At 43.3% G+C, this 18,861-nt stretch carries 19 protein-coding genes; 8 read left to right on the forward strand and 11 right to left on the reverse strand.

The features are described 5' to 3' along the window. Positions 1 to 183 precede the first annotated feature (183 nt). Positions 184 to 2,589, reverse strand: a complete 2,406-nt coding sequence (locus tag H6G26_RS01190; protein ID WP_190727509.1) for a GH116 family glycosyl hydrolase — start codon at positions 2,587 to 2,589, stop codon at positions 184 to 186. A 59-nt stretch (positions 2,590 to 2,648) separates the two neighbouring features. Further along, a complete protein-coding gene (locus tag H6G26_RS01195) occupies positions 2,649 to 2,957 on the reverse strand; it encodes a hypothetical protein (RefSeq protein WP_190727510.1) in 309 nt (102 codons plus the stop codon). Between the two features lie 69 nt (positions 2,958 to 3,026). Between H6G26_RS01195 and H6G26_RS01200 the strand changes: the two genes are divergently transcribed. The 4 genes from H6G26_RS01200 (at position 3,027) to H6G26_RS01215 (ending at position 6,695) form a co-directional block, all read left to right on the forward strand. Further along, on the forward strand, positions 3,027 to 5,180 hold the full coding sequence (locus H6G26_RS01200; RefSeq protein ID WP_190727511.1) for a caspase family protein: 2,154 nt from the start codon (positions 3,027 to 3,029) through the stop codon (positions 5,178 to 5,180). Continuing rightward, positions 5,116 to 5,604, forward strand: a complete 489-nt coding sequence (locus H6G26_RS01205) for a hypothetical protein (protein WP_190727512.1) — start codon at positions 5,116 to 5,118, stop codon at positions 5,602 to 5,604. Before H6G26_RS01200 ends, H6G26_RS01205 begins: the two co-directional genes overlap by 65 nt. A gap of 399 nt (positions 5,605 to 6,003) precedes the next feature. Further along, positions 6,004 to 6,270, forward strand: a complete 267-nt coding sequence (locus H6G26_RS01210; RefSeq protein ID WP_242053542.1) for a transferase hexapeptide repeat containing protein — start codon at positions 6,004 to 6,006, stop codon at positions 6,268 to 6,270. 8 nt (positions 6,271 to 6,278) lie between these two features. After that, complete coding sequence (locus H6G26_RS01215) at positions 6,279 to 6,695, forward strand: type II toxin-antitoxin system VapC family toxin (RefSeq protein WP_199326583.1); 417 nt, start codon at positions 6,279 to 6,281, stop codon at positions 6,693 to 6,695. Positions 6,696 to 6,832: 137 nt separating this feature from the next. Here H6G26_RS01215 and H6G26_RS01220 read toward each other — a convergent pair whose 3' ends face one another. Together H6G26_RS01220 and H6G26_RS01225 are read right to left on the reverse strand one after the other, a co-directional pair. After that, on the reverse strand, positions 6,833 to 7,141 hold the full coding sequence (locus tag H6G26_RS01220; protein ID WP_347242415.1) for a Txe/YoeB family addiction module toxin: 309 nt from the start codon (positions 7,139 to 7,141) through the stop codon (positions 6,833 to 6,835). Further along, positions 7,138 to 7,380, reverse strand: a complete 243-nt coding sequence (locus H6G26_RS01225; RefSeq protein WP_190727556.1) for a type II toxin-antitoxin system Phd/YefM family antitoxin — start codon at positions 7,378 to 7,380, stop codon at positions 7,138 to 7,140. Before H6G26_RS01225 ends, H6G26_RS01220 begins: the two co-directional genes overlap by 4 nt. A 174-nt stretch (positions 7,381 to 7,554) precedes the next feature. On the opposite strand from H6G26_RS01225, the gene H6G26_RS01230 reads away from it, so the two are divergent. From H6G26_RS01230 to H6G26_RS01245, 4 genes are all read left to right on the forward strand, one after another. Next, positions 7,555 to 7,800, forward strand: a complete 246-nt coding sequence (locus tag H6G26_RS01230; RefSeq protein WP_190727514.1) for a DUF1902 domain-containing protein — start codon at positions 7,555 to 7,557, stop codon at positions 7,798 to 7,800. After that, positions 7,801 to 7,998: a type II toxin-antitoxin system HicA family toxin gene (locus H6G26_RS01235; RefSeq protein WP_190727515.1), complete on the forward strand. Its 198-nt coding sequence runs from the start codon at positions 7,801 to 7,803 to the stop codon at positions 7,996 to 7,998. A gap of 20 nt (positions 7,999 to 8,018) precedes the next feature. Beyond that, positions 8,019 to 11,027 (forward strand): UPF0182 family protein, encoded by a 3,009-nt coding sequence (locus tag H6G26_RS01240; protein WP_190727516.1) that lies wholly within the window; start codon positions 8,019 to 8,021, stop codon positions 11,025 to 11,027. A 275-nt stretch (positions 11,028 to 11,302) separates the two neighbouring features. Then, positions 11,303 to 11,485 (forward strand): hypothetical protein, encoded by a 183-nt coding sequence (locus tag H6G26_RS01245; protein ID WP_190727517.1) that lies wholly within the window; start codon positions 11,303 to 11,305, stop codon positions 11,483 to 11,485. A gap of 57 nt (positions 11,486 to 11,542) precedes the next feature. Here the strand turns inward: H6G26_RS01245 and H6G26_RS01250 are convergent, their stop codons facing one another. The 7 genes from H6G26_RS01250 to H6G26_RS01280 all read right to left on the reverse strand — a co-directional run bounded on the left by H6G26_RS01250 (position 11,543) and on the right by H6G26_RS01280 (position 18,707). Next, positions 11,543 to 12,010: a hypothetical protein gene (locus H6G26_RS01250; protein WP_190727518.1), complete on the reverse strand. Its 468-nt coding sequence runs from the start codon at positions 12,008 to 12,010 to the stop codon at positions 11,543 to 11,545. Positions 12,011 to 12,114: 104 nt separating this feature from the next. After that, complete coding sequence (locus H6G26_RS01255; RefSeq protein WP_190727519.1) at positions 12,115 to 12,417, reverse strand: hypothetical protein; 303 nt, start codon at positions 12,415 to 12,417, stop codon at positions 12,115 to 12,117. Between the two features lie 251 nt (positions 12,418 to 12,668). After that, entirely contained in the window at positions 12,669 to 14,072 is a 1,404-nt protein-coding gene (locus H6G26_RS01260; protein WP_190727520.1) for a glycoside hydrolase 100 family protein, read from the reverse strand. A gap of 138 nt (positions 14,073 to 14,210) precedes the next feature. Then, on the reverse strand, positions 14,211 to 15,020 hold the full coding sequence (locus tag H6G26_RS01265; RefSeq protein WP_190727521.1) for an SDR family oxidoreductase: 810 nt from the start codon (positions 15,018 to 15,020) through the stop codon (positions 14,211 to 14,213). Positions 15,021 to 15,359: 339 nt separating this feature from the next. Further along, entirely contained in the window at positions 15,360 to 16,064 is a 705-nt protein-coding gene (locus H6G26_RS01270) for a class I SAM-dependent methyltransferase (RefSeq protein ID WP_190727522.1), read from the reverse strand. A 176-nt stretch (positions 16,065 to 16,240) separates the two neighbouring features. Beyond that, on the reverse strand, positions 16,241 to 17,605 hold the full coding sequence (locus H6G26_RS01275; RefSeq protein ID WP_190727523.1) for an amino acid permease: 1,365 nt from the start codon (positions 17,603 to 17,605) through the stop codon (positions 16,241 to 16,243). Positions 17,606 to 18,278: 673 nt separating this feature from the next. Beyond that, positions 18,279 to 18,707, reverse strand: coding sequence for a hypothetical protein (locus H6G26_RS01280; protein ID WP_190727524.1), 429 nt, complete (start codon positions 18,705 to 18,707; stop codon positions 18,279 to 18,281). Between the last annotated feature and the right edge of the window lie 154 nt (positions 18,708 to 18,861).

Here is an 18,861-nt window from a genome sequence, read left to right on the forward strand (position 1 = left end):
CTGAAAATTTCCTTCGCTTCCGGAAATACTCGGAAAATAAAATCACAAAACTAGACTCTGCTTTCTCAGATGAAGACAGGCTAAATTTGGCATTACGCATACCAAATATGACCGTTCGTAGGGACACACAGCTATGCACCCCTACGTGTGTTGCATCAAAACGGTTCTCGTTTTGATAGCCAATCAATTAATAACTAAGTAAATTCCCCAAATCGCCATTGCCCGTAAGTAAGTGCTAGCGCGGAAAGTACCAGCTGTGGTGATAGCTTCAGGGGTACGAAATTGCAGACCATTGTCATAAATTTGCTGCACTACAGCTTGCGTCAATTTCAACGCTTCATCCTTCATTCCCATCTGCACAAGAAAAGCCGCCAGTCCAAAGTTTATACCTGTCCAAACTTCTAGGGGATGAGTAGCTTTAGGATTTTCTGGTGAACCGTCAGGACGAACACCATTAGCAGCACCAAACTCACCATTACAGAATTTTAAAAAGCACGCATCATAAACAGTTTTCAAGGCAGAGAGGGCGCGATCGCTCGGTACAATATCAGGTAAGTCTAGTAGTCGGGCGTAGAATTGTCCGCACAATTGATCTGCCATGACTACATCGGAGCCACTTTCACTATCAAGTTTGTAGTATTGTCCATTCCAAAGTTTTTCGTCATAAATAGGGCGAGATTGTTTCAACCAAGCTTTATAGGTTGATTTTTGCGCCGCCAGCTCTGCTGTCTCACCTGTCTGGTAAGTTAATAAAATATCGCTAATTGCGATCGCAGCTTCTAACGCCGCTAACCATAACCCACCACAATAGGCGCTGACACCCTGTAACCGCCAATCATCAAAGGTTTGATCAGGCGCACCAGAATTTTCGGGAATTCCATCGCCATCAATGTCAAAAGTTTTCAGGTAGTCGAGAGTTTGAACGATCGCATTCCAGCAATCGGCTAGGAATTCCACATCGTCAGCACCCGTGAGGAGAAAATCACGGTATACTTGCAAGACAAAATCGCTACTCAAATCCTTCCACAAATTGCAGTCTTGATAGCTGGTGTAGTTGGTTTTCTCCCAAACGTGTTCATTGGGTGCGCCTAAATCGTGGGGTGTTGCACCCGCGACTTTGCGAACTGCAATCGGGCTTTCTGCCTTAATTGTCATGTAATAGCCAATTATTCGGGGTGTATCATCACCTTGAGGAATCGCCCGTGCAAATGCCCGCATTACCGACTTTTCCAGTTCTGGAAACAGCATCAGCAGCGCAAAAGAACCGTATAATCGCACATCTAGACTTTCATACCAACGGTAATCTAGGCACTCCAGCACTGCAAACTGACCGATGGGGTCAAGTTCTGATGCTGCACTCCAGAGAGTACCGCCACTAGTGAGATCATAAAGCTCATTAAATAGAGCCATTTTAAACCAGTTGGGTAAATCTTCCCGGTCGAGAATCGGTTTTTGCCAACTTTGAATTTGCGATCGCCAGCTTTGGTATTCTTGTAGTGCAGTAGATGTGATCGCCCAGGCGTTGTTTCCATTTTTACCAAAAAAGTCTGTATATCTGCGGTAATAATTAACCCCGGCGGCAAATTCTGTAATCGGCAAATCCCAAGTTAGGACAAAGGGGATTTCGAGAGTTTCGCCTGGTTGGAGAGTGAAACGGAGTGCCATCGCAGCCCCTAATTGTTCACCTTCTGCGACTGGATTTGTATCTATATAATTGGGCAAAGAACCATCTTTTGCAAAGCTTTGCCACACCTCATCACCCGTACCATCAGGATTCCAGCGAGTATGGTGAAATACTTCTACTTGGGGATGCTTAATTGTAGCAATACACCAAGTTCCGTCACCTTCTTGCAAAGCATCACTACCAACCCGACCTAAAACACAGCCAAACTGTTGTGTATTTTCAACTATCTGGTTATAGTTTCCTTGACTTTCGCCCCAGCGTGGTCGGTATTCGTAAACCGGGCTACCATCATCGCGCACTCGCACTTCGGGAGATTTGAGAGCGTTTGTAAACCAGCCCACCATATTTTGCCAAGTGAGCATGATGCTGAGAGTAATCGGTGCATCCGTGGGGTTGTGGGCATTCCAGAGGAATATTGCCACAGGGTAGCTAGTTTCTTGGTAATTACCTGCCCAAACTGGGGAAAATTGCTCACAAGTCAACTGTGCTTGAAATACATTTTCATACACAAACCAGCTACGCGGGTATAGTGCGTGATAATTGCCCGTCCCCTCTGTGGCGGGAGTTGCGGGATACCATTGCCACGCTTTGAGAGTGTCATCATCTGGCGCTTGCGTAGATAAAGCGTAGGCTTGAGAAGATGTGCTATTGGACTCAAATACACTGAATTGACAAGCGGGAACGTTTTTGAAGGTATGTTCACCGCCATCCATGTGCCACAGGTTAAAATCTCCCCGTGAAGAACGACCGATGCAACCTGCACCAAAGCCACCTAAAGGCATACCATGCCAAGGGCCATCATCGATATTACTTGCGTAGCGGACGGTATAAGGTTTTTCCCAGCCTAAGCCGATGGGACGGCTCCAAGTGCAAGAGGGAATTTTCACAGAGAGTTGATTTGTCATCGCCTAATGTTACAGCGTGCGGTTACGTCCATGAAGACTAGCGCGATGTGCGATTTTTCTCAAGGGGCACAATGATCTAAGGGCATGGGTATTGCCGTGCCCCTATTTGGTAATTTTGTTGTATATGTGGGCACTCTAAAGTTAAGCAACATACTGGAGACTAAGTCAGGTAAATTCTTGAATGCACCAACAGCTAACTTGGCATAATTACGAATCTTGCCCTGAAATTCCTGAATGTTCAGCGTGGGTAAACCATCACGGTATCCAGGTTCCTCTTCTTCTGGAACCTCAGGGGCGGTATTTGATTCTACGTAGATTTCGTACTCTTCATCGTCTTCTTTGATGATTAAACGTTGTACTTCTGACACAATAGCCTCAGTTACTATTTAAGTTATTCTTAGCAATATTACGTAAAAACGGATGCCAGGTTAGATTATATGGCTAGATATGCGCTGGTGCTGGGAATTGCCAAGTATGACAATTTCACCAACTTACCAAAGGCTGTCAATGATGCTGAACAAATCGCCCAACTGCTGCGCGAACAAGGTCGATTTGATGTTCAGCCTTTACCTAGCAAGTTAATCGAGAGTGAGAATCGCTGGCAAATTACACTAGATAAAAAATTAATTGGTAAAGAACTCGGACAAGCACTGAGAATATTTTTGTTAGAAAAAGCCAAAGGTGCGGAGGCATTGATTTATTTTGCCGGACATGGATTTGAAGCACCCAGCCTGACAGGTGAAGCGAAAGGGTATTTGGCAACATCAGATTGTAACAAAGATGGACAGAATGCGAGCGCCTTTGATGACCTCAACACTTTAATCGGGAAATCTCAACTCAGCAGCTTAGTGGTGTTGCTGGACTGCTGCTATGCTGGGTCTTTATTAGAGAGGAGTTTTATCAAGTCTGGTTTCTCTGTTTTTAATAGCAAACAAGACTACAGCTTAATTACAGCCTCTCGTGCCTTTGAAAGAGCGCGTGAAGATGCCGAAGGTGGAATTTTCACCAAAGCAATTCTCAAAGGGCTTGCTGAGGATAAAGCTGATAAAGCCACTGGGGAAATTAATGTCAATGATTTGATGAGCTTCATCTCACGGGAACTCAAGGGGAGTGGACAAGAAGCAATTTACATGGGCGGTGGTAGGTCAATTCCTTTGGTTTGGTATCCACCCAAGAAATTAGTAGTTATTACAGAAGTGCTTGAAGAATGTCCCTATCGGGGCTTAGAAGCTTTTGACAAGCAACACGCAAAATTCTTTTTTGGCCGTCAAAAAGTAGTTAACCATATTCAACAGAAACTCGATTTGGCTAAATTTGTCCCCATCATTGGCGCGTCGGGGAGTGGCAAATCTTCAGTAGTGCGGGCGGGTTTGATTCCTCAACTAGATGATAGTGAGTGGCAAGTCTTAGAACCAATTAAACCAGGATTTGAACCTTTAAATAATTTGCGTGGAGCTTTTAAACAATTTTTCCAAGGGGCTAAAAAAGAGAAGCAACTCAAGGATTTGATTGATAATGAGCAGAATGGTTTATCTGCAATTATCGAAAATGTTCCTGATTTAACAAAACTGTTACTGGTAGTAGATCAATTTGAGGAAGTATTTACTGGCGGTGCTAGTCAGCAAGAAAAGCAGAGATTTATTGACTTATTGACTCAGGTAGTAGAGATTACCGATTCGCGGTTAGCAGTTGTGATTACCATGCGAGCGGATTTTCTCGAACCCTGTTTGCAATATCCCTCCCTAACTCACCTGATTCAAACCCAGGCAGTTTTTATGCCGCCTTTAACTGGGGTTGATTTAAAGGACACGATCGCCGAACCTGCCAAACTTCAAGGCCATAGTGTTGAAGAAGGGCTAGTACTGAAGATTTTAGAAGATGTGAAACAAGAACCTGGGTTTTTGCCTCTGTTGGAGTTTGCTTTAACTAAACTCTGGGAGAAACGCGATCAAGAGAAACATCAACTCACCCTAGAAGAATATGAAAAATTGGGAGGATTAACAGGGGCGTTGAATCTCCATGCAGAAAATGTTTATCACTACCAAGATTATGAGGAGGAATCACCAACTACAGAACGCACTCAGCAGGAGAAAGAATGGATTGAGCGAATTTTTCTGCGCTTAGTGCGAACCAGAGAAGGGGAAAAAGACACCCGACAGCGCCAACCAAAAGCCAGACTATTAAATATTGCAGGTGATGACGCCAATCAACAGCAAAAACTTAGTGAATTGCTAGATGGGGAACCGGGATTAGTTAAAGGACGCTTGTTGGTTACAGGGAAAGATGAAAAAGGAGAAGCCTGGATTGATTTAGCCCATGAAGCTTTAATTGAAGGTTGGGAGCAGTTTGCTCAGTGGCGACAACAAGGCCGAGACTTGCGGCGGTTGAGCGACAGATTAGAAGATACCTGGCGGGAATGGTTGAATAAAAGGCAGGATGACAAATATTTAATGCAAGGGGGATTGCTAGCAGAAGTGAGCGATAGCTGGCAACAATTGCAAGTCTATTTAAAATTACCCCAAGAAGATGAGGATTTCTACATCTGTCGCCATCAGCGCCGATGGGCAGACAATTGTCAGTGGTGGTCGTGACGGCACTGTGCGGTTGTGGAATCTGCAAGGTCAGACCTTCGCTGAACCTTTGCCTGGTTATGAAGGTGAAGTCTATTCTGTCGCCATCAGCGCCGATGGGCAGACGATTGTCAGTGGCGGTCGTGACCGCACTGTGCGGTTGTCGAACCTGCAAGGTCAGACCTTAACTGAACCTTTGCGTGGTCATGAAGGTTATGTCTATTCTGTCGCCATCAGCGCCGATGGGCAAACGATTGTCAGTGGCGGTGCTGACGGCACTGTGCGGTTGTGGCGTGGTGGTTGGCGTGGATGGTTGCAAGTCTGTTGCGACAGGTTGCGTTACCATCCCATCTTTACCAATCCGCAAACCGAGGAAGCAAAAGCCGCTTGTGAAGTCTGCCGTAAATATGCTTGGAGTAAAAAAGAAACTAAAAGCGGGGATTAATGAGAAGAAAACAGGAGAAATAAACTTCTAATCTCCAATTTTGACGCTCAGAACTCCAGTTTTCACCTTCAGAACTCGGAAGTTCGACCTCTGAACTCGAAACTTCGACCTTTGAACTCGGAACTTTGACCTTTAAACTCGAAACTTTGACCTTTAAACTCGAAACTTTGACCTTTGAACTCGGAACTTCGTGCTTGGAACTCAGAATTTCGACCTTTGAACTCGAAACTTTGACCTTTGAACCCGAAACTTCGTGCTTGGAACCGCAACATCCGAGATCCAAGGCTCAATCATGCTGAGTGAAAGGCGATTATTAATAGTCAACCATAATTAACAGATACATGGATTACAACTACTTAAGATAAATATCTGAAAATTATTGCAAATCCATAGTCAGCTATGATTGACATAGTGCCAGCCGTTGATTTTTTGCACTACTCAAAAATTATGCTAGATGAAACTACCATTGAGCAACGTTTGGTAAATCTTGAGCAGACAGTTGCCGAACTTAAACGTTTGCTTATCGCTGCTCCGACTCCTAGCAATTGGCTTGAGAAAGTGACGGGTTCAATTTCGGATGAACAAGTTTTCCTCCAAGTTCTGGAGTATGGTGAGTCTTTGCGCCACGCTGATAGACCTACAGAAGAAATCAGTGACCAAACGTGAAGTATCTCTTGGATACCGACCATATAAGTTTCTTACAACGGCGTTCTGCTTCAGAATACGCAAACTTAACGGCTCGAATTGCTCAACACTCACCCGCAGATTTTGCATTTTCCATTATTAGTCTTCATGAACAAGTTCTTGGTGCTAATACCTTTATCAATCGTGCCCAAACATCGGCTGATACAATTCGAGGATACATGATCCTGCTGGAGATTCTTCAAGGTTTCTCAGTTGCTCCAGTTCTACCATTCGATACTAGTGCAGCAACAGTCTTCGATGGACTAAAAACGCAGCGAGTTCGTGTCGCTACAATGGATTTGCGAATTGCATCAATTGCTATTTCACAAAATTTGGTACTTTTGACGCGAAACAATCGTGATTTTAGTCAAGTACCAGGTTTGGTGACACAAAATTGGACAGTATAATAATTTGCAGAACTACAACATTCGAGATCCAAGGCTCAATAATGGTGAATGAAAGGCGATTATTTAAGAGTCAACCACAATTAATATCAAGTTCGGGTTAACCCCAAAATTAAATCTTGTCATCAACTACCTAAAAATTACTCGCAATGCGTCCACATCCGAATTATCTTGACTAATTGTTCGGATTCGATGACTTCATATACCAACCGATGCTGTATGTTTATCCTGCGAGAATACGCACCTGATAAATCACCAACCAGCTTTTCATAAGATGGAGGATTTTGAAAGGGATTTTTTTTAAGAACTACAAACAACTCCTCAGCTTTTTCCTTTAAATTACTAGAAGCTAACTTCTTGGCATCTTTTTGCGCTTGTTTTGTGTAAACCAACTTCCAACTCACTTCTTCAGAATTCGGAAGTGGCTCTCCATTACTGCGCTGACTCACCAATCCAACTCCTCATCGCATTCTTGGATCGAAGTTGCTAGCCCTTCTTTTATAGATTCTCTCATTCCAGGTATAGATAACAAGTAAAGAGTCTCCTGAATTGCAGACCAGTCTTTTTCTGCCAGCAGAATCGCATTACCACGTTCACCCTGAATGATTACAGGCTTACCCTGCTCTGCAACTTGGTCTATTAGTTCTTGTAAATTATTTTGAGCATCGTTGACGGGAAGCGAAGACATCATGCTTTTGTAGCTCACGATAACTTTACTTTAGTTTATCTACGAACTTAGAGCAAAAATGCGTTGGTGTAGCCCAGTCCCGTCATAGACATCGCTTGTAGTCTAATGGTGCATCTACGCTTACCCTGAGAACTCGGATGTTCTAAACTGGAACTACGTTGTAAGCACTCAATAATGGCACAAATCACATTTAAGGTTGAAGCATTTTGGGATTCAGACGCAGAAGTTTGGGTAGCAACTAGTGATGATGTACCTGGATTGGTAACAGAAGCTTCTACGATTGAGGTTCTGACGCAAAAGCTGCGAGAAATAATTCCAGAACTGATCATTCTCAACAAAATTGTCCCTTCTGACTATGTGGGTTCCATTACCTTTGAGTTAACCAGCCATCGACAAGAGTTGATTAAGGTGGCTTCATAGATGGGTGCGTCGTTTACTCCTGAGTTGAAAAAGATGCTTTCAGAAGTTGGGTGCTACTTTGAACGGCAAGGCAAAGGAGATCATGAAATCTGGTACAGTCCAATTACAGATCGTCGCTTTGTTGTAGACAGAACCATCAAGTCACGCCATACTGCTAACGGAGTTTTGAAACAAGGTGGACTTCCCAAAGCCTTTTAGAGGGGTAAAATTACATATCAATGTATTGGAAATGGGGTTTTAGACTATTAATTGTATTCTTCGGGCTGTGGCTACTCCTGAATCTGGGTTCCCGCGTGGGAGCAGAGATTTTTTGGTTTCAGGAAGTCGGCTATCTCCAAGTATTTCTGTTGAGGCTAGTGACTCGTGGTGTTTTGTGGGTAGTGGTGGCTGGGATAACTGCCGCCTATCTATTGCTAAATCTGGCTCTAGCACAACGGCTAAAATATTCCCAGTCTCTGAAAATTGAGGAAGTCAGGCGTGAGGAAGCAGAACTCACCAGTGAATTAACAAATTTTCTCAGTCCTGATTATCCAAGACGCAACGAAACCCGGATACTTGCGCCGCAACGCTTAAAAAAAATGAGATTGCGCGGGTTATTACCCCTAACTCTAGTACTGAGCTTGTTGATTGGGTTAATGCTGGCTCACTATGGTAAAATTGCTGTTTTTTACTGGCATTCTCCAGTTCATCAGGGTATTCTACCAATTCCCGCCTTGTTCCGACCAGAGACAATCTGGCAACTCTTGAGGCAGATTTTCTCTCAAGTCTCATATCTCGGCTTAATTGTGGGAGTAGCGATCGCAATCTTAATCTATCCCCAATTTTTATTAACCGCGATCGCGGCTGTATTCAGTCCCATTTTTGCCTTCATCCTATTCCAACACTGGCCAAAGGTGCTGCAATATTTTCACCCCACCCTTTTCAACAGCACTGAGCCTTTATTTGGTCGAGATATCAGCTTTTACGTATTTTCCTTACCTGTTTGGGAACTGCTAGAACTCTGGCTGATGGGATTATGTTTGTATGGCTTCGTCGCTGTTACTCTCACTTATCTCTTGTCGGCTGACAGTTTGAGTCAGGGGATTTTCCCTGGTTTTTCGCCCCAGCAGCAGCGTCATTTATCCGGTATGGGTGGCTTATTGATGCTGGTAGTGGCTCTGAGTTATTGGCTGAGTCGCTATGAACTGGTGTATTCTACCCGTGGAGTAACTTATGGTGCAAGCTATACGGATGTAATAGCCCAGTTGCCAGCTTATACCGTCTTGTGTATTGTGGCAGTAGCGATCGCCACTTACCTACTTTGGCGAACGTTTTTCTGGAAATCCAAATCCCAGTATCGTCGCTTAGTATTTTACGGATTAGGGGTTTATCTAGTACTAGTTATATTAGCTGACACTGTTTTACCTACTGTAGTGCAATATTTAATTGTCCTACCTAATGAATTGCAACGAGAGCAACCCTACATTCAGCGAACTATCGCTTTGACTCGCCAAGCATTCGATTTAGAGGCAATCGATTCCAGAGGCTTCAACCCTCAAGGAATGCTGACTAAAGCTGATATTCAAACGAATGATTTGACAATTCGGAATATTCGCCTTTGGGATCAGCGACCGCTCCTAGAAACTAACCGTCAGCTCCAACAAATTCGGCCATATTATCGGTTCCCCGATGCTGATATTGATCGGTATACTCTAAAAACAGATGTAATTTCACGCCGACCATCAGCCCCTCAAAACCCACCAGAACCTAAGCAGGAAGCAGCTGAAGCAACAGAACGGCGGCAGGTACTGATTGCCGCACGAGAATTAGACTACACTGGCGTACCACAGGAAGCTCAAACGTGGGTTAACCGTCATTTAATTTATACCCACGGTTTCGGGTTTACTGTTAGCCCAGTTAATACAGTTGGGGCGGGTGGGCTACCAGAATATTTTGTTAAAGATATTAGCGGTAACAGTAGCGCTCTCACAACTTCCAGTCCAGCGATTCGTGAAAGTATTCCCATTGGGCAGCCACGGATTTATTACGGTGAAATAGCTAATAGTTACGTAATGACTGGCACAAGAGTTAGAGAGCTAGACTACCCCAGTGGTAGTGACAATGTTTACAACTCTTACAATGGTCTGGGTGGGGTTCAAATTGGTTCAACATGGCGACGGTGGTTATTTGCCATGTATTTGAAAGATTGGCAGATGGTGCTGACGCGGGACTTTTTGCCAGATACAAGGGTACTATTCCGGCGAAATGTCAAGCAAAGAATTCGAGCGATCGCACCTTTTCTGAAATTTGACAGCGATCCTTATTTAGTTGCTGCTGCTGCTAATCAAGATTTTCCAAGTAATCCCAGCTATCTTTACTGGATTGTTGATGCCTACACAACGAGCGATCGCTATCCTTACTCAGACACTGGTAGCGATGGTATCAATTACATTCGTAACTCGGTCAAGGTAGTAATTGATGCTTACAACGGTAGTGTTAATTTTTATATTGCAGATTCCAGCGATCCGATTATTGCCACTTGGTCAAGGATATTTCCCAACACCTTCAAACCGCTCAGTGCCATGCCGGTTACTCTCCGCAGTCATATCCGGTATCCGGTGGACTTTTTCAAAATTCAATCTGAGCGCTTGATGACCTACCACATGACTGACCCCCAGGTATTTTACAATCGGGAAGACCAGTGGCAGATTCCTAACGAAATCTATGGCAGTGAAGCCCGTCCGGTAGAGCCGTATTATTTGATTACTAGTCTACCCACCGTACCTTTTGAAGAATTTATCCTGCTTTTACCCTACACTCCCAGACAACGGACTAATTTAATCGCTTGGTTAGCGGCGCGATCGGATGGAGAAAACTACGGTAGGTTATTCTTATATACTTTTCCCAAAGAAAGACTGGTTTACGGTACAGAACAAATCGAAGCGCGGATTAACCAAGACCCAGTAATTTCTCAGCAAATTTCTCTGTGGAATCGCCAAGGATCGAAAGCCATTCAAGGCAATCTACTAGTAATTCCCATTGAAGAATCGCTGCTGTATGTTGAGCCAATCTATCTAGAAGCCACACAGAATAGTTTGCCAACTTTGGTGCGGGTAATTGTGGCTTACGAAAACCGGATTGTCATGGCACAAACATTAGAAGAAGCATTGCAGGGAATTTTTAAACCAGAAGTTACACCAGCACCGCCGATTATCCGTCCCTTTGAAGAAGCAGCCCCGCCAGGTTGAGGAACTGTAAGAAGGGGAGGCAAAACTTCTCTACGAACGCGAACAGCGTGTCGCAGACAGACGCTACACGTAGATTGCTTCCCTAAAGGGGTACGACTCCTAACTCTTGGAGAGGCCGCGCCGACGACTGCGCTACTTCGACACCGCTCAATGACCGGGGAAGAGAGAGAAGAATTGATAGCCATCTTAAATGCAGGGATTGCGTAATTTAACAAAATTTATTGCAATAGACATAGTTGAATGATTCAACATAATGTAATAGACACTAAAAGTTAATGAACATGGTGCAAAGTAAGCAACTAGAGATTCGCCACATTAGTCCTAAAGTGAGGCAGTTGATTCAAATGTACGCCGATGTTAATAACTGTACACAGCCTGAAATGTTAGAGCGCATTGTTTTAGAGTGGAACGCCCAACAAAGCGAGAGCGAACGACCGCCAGGAGATGAAGATGAATAATTTTCTGCTACAATCTCTAGTCAGCTTCTAACGAGAGGCTTTGATTAATTTGGCTCTTTAATTGTAGAAAAACTTTCCAGAAATTGGGTCTTGTTTGAGGGATTGAATAAAATCCCTCAAAGTCATCATGTTGCCCGTTAAGGTGAACTTAGGAGTACCATTTTGAGCAACAATTCTCACTTCACCGTCTTGCATCTGAATCTTATTTTTAATGCTATCCCATAGAGCATTGAAGCTCTGATCATCCTTACAACCATTGGCTTCAAGGAATCTTTGACGTACTTCTGTTTTTAGTGCTAGCGCTTCTGCTGCTTGAGTCCGCGCCTCAAAATGCTTAATTACGTCTTCGTAAGCACTTTCCCTTAGAGTTTTGTTTTCAGCTTGAACTTGCTCTAACTGAGTTTTTATGGCTTGCAGTTGGGACGCTAAAGCCGCTGATTTCTGGTATTCAAGTTTTAAAGCTTGCTTTGCGTTTGCTAACAAGGCTTTATAATCTAGCTGATCTTGATTTTTTTCTGATTGCATTTTTATCTCTTGATAAACAGCTTTTCGTTGAAAAAATCTCGCCAGTTCTATTACAAAAACTGGCGAGAGTTTAGGAAATATTTTCTGTATTATCTAAATATTCGTTATTTTACCAATAATGGTGTTTCCGAGTGAGGGTTCTCTTGGATACTACTCAGACTAGAACTAATATGGGAGCGGATAGCTTTTTCATAAACGCTAGTCTGCTGAGTGCGTACCCCTATAGCTTGATATATTAAATTGATTTCTGGGAATTCAGACCAGTACATCAAAAAAATATCTTTAGCTGGAGTAATAATTTCATAATTATTCTCTTGTCTTTTCTTTCTGAGCTTACAATTATTTAGTTGTAATTTTTGTCTGAATAATTGTTCAAATTCTGAAATTAAATCTGAAGTAGTTTTCATGGTTTATACACGTTAAAACGTGTTAATGATGCAAAGACTATCTTGTGATACTACTGAGTATGACACTTCAGATACCTCTTACCATATAGTGTATCAGTTATCCGGCATTTGAAGCTTTAAAGTTTACCTTTGCGTACTCACTTTGGAGAAGCAAGCTGGGCATAGGATCTCCAAGAGTTACGGTACTTCTTAGCAGAGGCATCCTGTATAAGTACAACGGCTAAATCATCGCCTTGCGCCGCAATCTGTATTTACAGGCTACAGCCTGGGACTTCAAGACCCTCTGCAAAGCTGATTAATTCCAAGTACTCTGGATTTTCTACGAACTTTTTGGCTGCTAGCAATCCGGCAATGCTCCAGGTTTGATAAATTCTGGCTTCTTTGCCAATCAAACGGCCATTGTTGCCATCGTAGTATTCTGGGAATTTATCCTTAAATAAACGCCTTTCGGCAATGGCTACTGCTGCTTGGGCAAGTTCTGTTCGACCTGCTTTCAGTGCGGCGGCGGTAAATAACCACAGCAAAACGGGCCAGTTACCACCGTTGTGATAAGACCAAGCCCTGTTCTTAGCATCACATCCTGTAACAATTCTCCACTCTAAACCATCCATTGCTGGAAAGCAGATTTTAACAGGCATATAGCCGATCAAGTCTTGCCAACGTTGGGCAAATAAATTCATAATGCTTTGAGATTCTTTTTCGCTTGCTAAGGAAGCTAAGATTGCCATCAGATTTCCTAGAGCAAAAAAGCGAAAATCTATCCGTCCCGGCCCCAGATTTCCCGCTAAATATCCTCCAGTTTCGGGCAACCACTCGGTCAACCAAGTGGGGATTGATTCTGAGTTGATGTTGAATTTATTAACAATTTCTTTACCAAATTCGTTATCCTTGTAACGATAAATTTCCCCCAATCGCTTCAGGTCTAGCCAGTAATAGTTGCGGATATGATATTTCAAAGATCCCAATCGCCTATTGACTTTGCCAAGGTATGTATCGCCATCCCCATCTGGTAAAAGCAATTCAGTAGCAGCTCTGAGGGATGCATAGAATAATACTTGAATTTCTAGAGGATGTTCGTAGACTCCCATGCGACGGTCAATCATAAACGCGCCATCGGGAACTAACATTGTTGGGTACATGGAAAAGCGATGTACCAAGCAAAGATCCAAAATTAACTTGATTCCTGCTTGAAAATCTGGCTGACGCGCTAGCGTTAAATCGCCTGTAACTTTTTCATAAGCGCGTAGCAAGAGAATCCACCACATACAAGAATCAATTGGGGGAACACGAGCGATCGCTAGTTCACCAAAATCAGCGACCAAAAATTCCTCATTCCCATTAGAATGTACTTTGAAACTTGCAGGCATTAATCCCGCTCCCGGTTCAAAGCAGTCTATCTGCTTTTCATGACTTTGTAATTTCAGTGTTTCTACTAAGAAGTTACGCACAATCTCTGCTTTGCCGTGCATCAGAAACACCAAGGCACAAGGGACAAAATCGCGGAGAAAGCACTGGTCGTAATTGAGTGCATCTGACTCCGCATCTCTGGCGGCTACAGTACCAATGGGTTTTCCCTGGTAATAAATTATCGACTCTTCCAACAATTCCCAGGCTTCTGCTTCGAGCAGACTATTCTTATCGATCGCGCTAGTCATGGGCGTTTAATTCCACTAATGGTATGTATCGGCTCAATTGTGGAAAGTACGCAAGCCTACCTCAACGAACAGGCAGGGGGCAAGGGCGAATCCCCTTTCTGTTCTATCCCCCTTACTCCCTGCTCCCTTGCCTCTTTTTCAAGCTGACCAGCTTTCTCGGAAATCAGCATACAGAGTTAATCCACCATCAATGAATAGGGTTTGTCCGGTGATGTAGGCGGCTTCATCCGAAGCTAAAAAAGCTACTGCGGCGGCCATCTCCTCTGAGGAGCCAGCACGCCCCATTGGGATGTGACTTTCCACGATCGCCTTTTTTTCGGGGTCATCTATCCAGGCTTGATTTATTGGCGTGACTGTTGCTCCGGGGGCAATGGCGTTGACACGAATACCTTGCTTGGCATATTCCAATGCTAAAGTTTTGGTTAGGTTTTCCATACCACCTTTGCTAATGGAATAACTGATATACATCGGTCGCGGAATAATTTCGTGAACGCTGGAAATATTAATAATCACCCCCGGACGATTAACAGACAGGAGGTGTTTAATAGTTTCACGGGCGCAGAGATAAGCACCCCGGAGATTAACTGCAATTACCCGGTCAAAGTCTGCTGTAGTAACTTCGTGGGATGGACTTTCTGTTTGAATACCAGCATTGTTGATTAAAATATCTACACTGCCAAATTCCTTTACTACGGTGTTGACCATCTCAACAATGTCTGATTCTTGGGAGACATCTCCCTGAACCGGTAGCGACTTCACACCACAGTTTTCGATGTTGCCGCAGGCTTTTTGCAATGCCATCTCTTCCGTTTCTGCCGCGCCTTCCGGGTCTTTACGGTAATTGATAGCGATGTTGCACCCTTCTTGAGCAAGTCTGATAGCGATCGCCTGACCAATACCTGAAGTTGCACCTGTAATTAAAGCATTCTTTCCTTTTAACCCTATCATATTTTATGCCTAAGCTGCCTTTGCTGGAATTTGCACTCAGTTAAAAAATTTTGGATTTTAGATTATTCTTTTTTACATCTAAATTTGCTGTTGTCAACCCCCAATAGAGGTAATTTAAAAATATAAAGGTTTTCGTTTACATGAAGTACATTTCATGCCCAACTCCTCTTCTTGCCAAGGAGCTACGGTGTAAACACAAGTTATACGATTACCCAAAAGTCCTCTAAAACCTCACCCTGTCCTATGGGATATCCCTCTCCTTATCCTTACTAAGGAGAGGGACAGGTTTTGCACAAGCAAAACCAGGGTGAGATATCTTAGGGACAATGCTATTATTCCCTAACGTAAATTCTCTGGCACATCTTTAGGAACTACCCAATAGTAAATGGTTTTGCCATCTACAGTCAGGGTCTGATCTGGTTTCCAATCACCCATATCGAAGGCGTGAGAGACAATGCGAGTCCCAGGTTTGAGTTTCAATATATTCGGACGGAGTTTTGCATTGACCTCTGGTAGTAAGTAAAGTGTAAGTACTGTTGCTTCACTAAAATCAGTGGTGAACAAATCTTGCTGGACAAACTTCACGCGATCTGTTACTCCTGCTTTCTTGGCATTGTCATTAGCTTCTTGAATGCGTTCAGGGTTGATATCTATGCCGACACCGCGCGTACCATATCTTTGCGCCGCAGTAACGACAATTCTTCCATCACCACTGCCAAGGTCATAAAGCACATCCTTTTTACCCACTTTTGCCACTTTCAACATTGCATCTACCACTGGCTGTGGTGTAGGTACATAAGGAACATCGCCGGCGCGTTCTTGTGGCTGAGTTGTGGGAGTTGTCGTAGCTGGTGTTTCGGTTTGTTCTTGTGGTTGAGTTGTGGGAGTTGTCGTAGCTGGTGCTTCGGTTTCGGTCTGACCAGTCAAAGTAGAAGGTTGTGCCCCGGCTTCTAAGTCTGTGGCTTGCGGTGTACACCCAGCAATTCCCAAGCTGGTAATACTAACCCCTGTAACCATTAAAAACAGAATTTTTTTGAAGTTCATGAATTTTCTCCTTAATTGAGTAGCTTTTGGTCAGTAGTTAGTAAAACAACTGATATTCATAGAATTTTGAATTGTTTATAGTTTGGGTTACACAATCCAAAATTGTTCAACGGTCGTACCACTTTGTGGAAGCAAACTACGCGTAGCGTTCCGCAGAAAGTCCAAAATCCAAAATATTAAGTCTTACCTTGGCGATAGTTATTCCAAAACAACACGGGGATACCTGCTGCTACAACTAAAACACCTGCAATTGCTCCCACACCTGTATAAGCCAAGCTGGAGTAGAGCAAGTAACCGCAGACGGCACAAAACAGCAATGGTGTCAAAGGATAAAATGGCACACGGAATGGGCGTACTATGTGGGGTTCGCGGATTCGCAATACCATTAGTGATATGCCGGAAAGCAAAAAGAAGAACCAAAATATTGGGGCGGTGTAATCCACCATTGTTTCAAAGCCTTTGCGGGTGAGCGTGCCTAAAAAAACCAGTGCTAAGGCGATCGCAGCTTGCAATAATAAGGCATGGATAGGACTACTAGGACGTTGTTGCCAGCGTCCCATAAAACCAAATAGCGAAAAATCTTGTCCTAGTGCGAAATTGGTACGCGCTCCGGTAAAGATTGTAGCGTTGGTTGCTCCCAAAGTAGCGATCGCAATCAATACACTGATGAATAAGGCTCCCGGTTCACCCCAAAGAGAGCGCATTAAATCTGCCGCTACTGCTTCAGACTGGGACATGTTTACTAATCCTAGTCCCCGCAGGTAAGCCAGATTGATGAGTAAGTAAATGGCAGTGATGATGCCAATACTCCACATTAGCGATCGCACAATATTACGTCGTCCATCTTGAATTTCTGCTGAGATGTAAGCCGCCTCATTCCAACCGCCATAGGACAATAGCACAAATACCATAGCTAGCCCCCACGTTCCTGATGATGCAGATGCTACAGGGGCGGGAGCAGCAGAATTAGGAATGGCGGTAAGCCCAAGAATTACTACCAGCAACAAACCCAGAACTTTCGCAGCACTCAGCAAGTTTTGTGTCCACTTACCCTGCTGCAAACCGATGATGTTCAAAGCAGTTAAAAGTGCGATCGCTATGGCTGCATAAATAGAAGACGAAACCGTTCCTAGCCGCCATATCTGAGAAACATAATCGCCAAAAACAAATGCCAACAGGGCAATAGAACCAGTTTGAATCACTGTCATTCGCGCCCAGGCAAATAAAAAGGCGACTCCCCGCCCAAATGCACGTTTTAAATAATAGTAAGCACCACCAACATCGGGATAGACAGTGGCTAACTCTGCATAGCACAGCCCTCCTACCAAAGATACCACGCCACCCATTAGCCAAAGAAAGAGTACAGCAATATCACTACCTGCTTGACTTGCCACTAAAGCCGGGGTTTGAAAAATCCCTGCCCCGATCACAATACCGACAATCAGAGCCACTGCATCTGATAATGTCAGCGATGGCTTGGGTGCTGCTACTTGATCTGTTTCTGTCTGCTGAAGCAAACTGTAGTCTTTACGTCTACTCACGTTACTCCCTTATTAGTACTGTTGAGTGGGGACTCGCCGCTTTGTTTCATCTTTTTTTGCACTGTTTTACCTATATCTCTATGGTTCAAAACAAATGTGACTCAAAAATGACAATCATCAATAATATGCCTTCAAACGGTAATATCCACCACGCCACATACAGATCAATCTCCCTACAGTGATTGCTTCCATTTCCCTTGCTAGACAATGTTTATCTTTGGCAACTTCTTAATCTTAAATAAGGAACGGTTTCCCTGTTTGTTGTTGAGGCTCAAATGTCACCTATGTAAGCTGTTACGCATTTAACTTGAACATTTACATGAAGGTTGATGACCAATGAATGATAACCGTTAACCGTCAAAAGTTAACGACCGTAAAGAGTGTTTATACAATTTAGGCGTGCATCATCCTACCTCTGATTTTCATCAGAAGTATTTACATTGTTAGTTGTCCTAATTCTGCTAATAGGCTAGAAGGTTTGATTCAATAAAACGTCTTCCGTAAGTTGGATTTATAGTAATCTAAAGAATGATTGACTAATAGTGGCTAATTGTGCCTAGTTTTATCAGGCAGCTAGAAATAGCGATCGCCTAAAACTTTAAATTAAGTAGGGACGCACATTTGTGTGTCCCTACTTAATAAATAATAAAAATCCCTTTTTATCCTTAATCCATTAGTATCTGCTACTGGGAAAAAGTAGAATATCTATTAATTCGCCCATTACTAAGCCCAATACAGCTATGACTGTTAAAACCCAAAACGAATCTAGCTTCTTAAAGCCAGAAAAGCGCATTTCTAAATCAGCTAAAAGTGTACTTGCCAAGGGGATGAGAAAAAGGCTTAAGAATAGCGACCAAGTTGCTACAAAAGCAATTGATATACTTAAAAATAATATGACAGCTAAAGTCTTAGACCCAAATTCAACTAAACGCTCTAACCAAGAAAAACTTTTTCGCACTACAGCTATAACCATAGCAGCGACAAAAGCTCCTACCAACCAAACAATATGATGAGCAGCAAGATACCATCCCAAGAGAGTGTAAGCCAGCCATAGTAATATTAAAGGCATCAAAGGAATCCTGTTAAAAAATTCCACATTCATACTGCCAAGGCTTGTAAAAATACCAAGTTAATATCTTAATTGTAGTCAAAGCTTGTTAACACTGGAATTTCTAAATATACCAACTACGCTCAGGATATTTATCTATCTACAGGGCAAATTTCAGGGCATACTCTTTTGTCGTGGCAATATATAG

This window comes from Nostoc sp. FACHB-888 (genome assembly GCF_014696655.1).
Lineage (GTDB): Bacteria > Cyanobacteriota > Cyanobacteriia > Cyanobacteriales > Nostocaceae > Nostoc.